Source organism: Candidatus Binatia bacterium, from assembly GCA_036382395.1.
Classification (GTDB): domain Bacteria; phylum Desulfobacterota; class Binatia; order HRBIN30; family HRBIN30; genus JAGDMS01.
This window is the reverse complement of the sequence record DASVHW010000063.1, coordinates 1-1,939: the sequence shown is the minus strand read 5'-3', so window position 1 is coordinate 1,939 and position 1,939 is coordinate 1. Positions and strand designations below refer to the sequence as shown.

At 66.1% G+C, this 1,939-nt stretch carries 2 protein-coding genes; both read left to right on the top strand.

From position 1 onward, the window contains the following. Positions 1 to 82 precede the first annotated feature (82 nt). Complete coding sequence (locus VF515_03635; GenBank protein ID HEX7406725.1) at positions 83 to 1,276, top strand: SDR family oxidoreductase; 1,194 nt, start codon at positions 83 to 85, stop codon at positions 1,274 to 1,276. Between the two features lie 123 nt (positions 1,277 to 1,399). After that, complete coding sequence (locus tag VF515_03630) at positions 1,400 to 1,897, top strand: hypothetical protein (GenBank protein HEX7406724.1); 498 nt, start codon at positions 1,400 to 1,402, stop codon at positions 1,895 to 1,897. The last annotated feature ends 42 nt before the right edge of the window (positions 1,898 to 1,939 follow it).

The following is a 1,939-nucleotide window of genomic DNA, read 5'->3' as shown; positions in this document are numbered from 1 at the left end:
CACGCCGGCTTGCGTGTGCGCCGCGCTCCTGACACGCTCAGGACACGGAGAGACACAGTAGTAAATGCAAAAGGGGGGACGCATGAGGAGTTGGTTTCGCGGGCAGCTCGGCAATCGGCCGTGGTGGATGAACGGGTTGATGGTCTTTTGCGCCTACCTGGCGTTGGTGTACGTGCCGTGGGACTTTTTCTGCAAGCCGCTGGCACGCGATGCCGAGGTATGGTTCGGGATCACCTTGCATGGGTGGGCGGCCAAGGCGACCGAGCCGTTGCACTGGGCGATCTACATGGCCGGGGCATACGGATTCTGGCGCATGCGGGCATGGATGTGGCCGTGGGCGGCGCTGTACGCGGCGCAAGTGGCCCTTGCCGTGTTGATCTGGGAGATCGCCGCAGGGCACTGGTTCGTCGGCATCCTGGGCGGCGCCGCTCTGGGCGCCGTTGCCCGAGCGCTGTGGCAGGCACGCGATGAGTTCGCTGGGCCGCGCGTGCCCATGCGTCAGCGCTACGGGGAGTGGGCACTGGTTACCGGGGCGTCAGCCGGCATCGGGGCCGAGTTCGCTCGCGCCTTGGCGCGCGAGGGGCTGTCATGCGTGCTCGCCGCCAGGCGCGAGGATCGGTTGAGGGCGCTGGCGGCCGAGCTCGAGCAAACCTACAAGGTGGCCACACGGATCGTGCCTGTGGATCTTGGCGACGCCGCAGGAGTGGAACATCTCGTCGGTGCCGTAGGGGACCTCGAGATCGGTGTGCTGGTGAACAATGCCGGCTTCGGCTACGCGGGCCGCATGGAGAAGCAAGACGCGGATCGCCTGCGGTCGATGGTGCAGCTCAACTGCATGACGCCGCTACTGCTCACCAGACAGCTGCTGCCCGGCATGCAGGCGCGCGGCCGCGGTGCGGTGATCATCGTCGGTTCCATCGCCGGTGCGCAGCCGGTGCCCTTGAACTGCCTGTACAGCGCAACCAAGGCGTTTGACCGTTTCCTCGGCGAAGGGTTGTGGGCCGAGCTGCAGGGCACCGGTGTCGACGTCCTCGTGCTGGAGCCCGGCCCGACGGAGACCGAGTTCCAAGTCGTGGCGGGCGAAGCGGCACATCCGGGAGAGCCACCTTCCGAAGTGGTCAAGGTGGCGCTGGAGGCCCTGGGCCGGCAGCCTTCGGTGATCTCCGGCTGGTTCAACTGGCTGCGGGCGAATACGCCTCGCTTGGCGCCGCGTTCGCTGACGGCACTCATCGCCGGGGAAGTCATGGCGAAGTGGACGCCCCCAGAGATGCGGTAGGCACCGCTTTCCTCTTCTCCCTCGAGGAGAAGGACCAGAAATGCATCATGGAGGTTGCAGCGCCGGCGGCACCGGCTTATAGAATCCGCCCATGGGCAGACCTGACAAGCGAGGGCGACGGTCATGACTGCTGGGCGCGGGGTCGATCCGACCCACCGGACCTTCGTGAGCTATATCGACAAGAGCCGCGAATACTATCTGGCGCGAGGCTACGGCAACCCGTACCGCTGGGCGTGCTTTGATGATGCGCCTTTTGCCCCGTTGAGGCGGCCGCTGTCGCAAAGCGTGGTGACGCTGATCACCACCGCACATCAGGGCTTTGAAACGCCGTCGTTCCGTGCCGTCTATTCGGTGCCGAGCGACAGCCCCCCAGCCCACCTCGGCACCGACGGCCTGTTCTGGGACAGGGAGGCGACGCACACCGAAGACCTGGACTCCTACTTTCCCGTACACCGATTGCAGGAACTCGTGGGGACGGGGCGGATCGGGCAGCTGGCGCGCCGTCTGCACGGTGTTCCCACGGAGTACAGTCAGCGTCACACGATCGAGCGTGACGTTCCGGAACTGTTGCGCCGCTGTCAGGAAGACACCGTCGACGCCGCGTTCCTGGTGCCGCTTTGACCGGTGTGCCACCAGACCGTGAGTCTGGTCGCCCGGCATCTG

What these genes read in the sequence shown, in the direction of transcription:
- VF515_03635 (HEX7406725.1), top strand. Translation starts at nt 83, where the DNA reads ATGAGGAGTTGGTTTCGCGGGCAGCTCGGCAATCGGCCGTGGTGGATG.
- VF515_03630 (HEX7406724.1), top strand. Translation starts at nt 1,400, where the DNA reads ATGACTGCTGGGCGCGGGGTCGATCCGACCCACCGGACCTTCGTGAGC.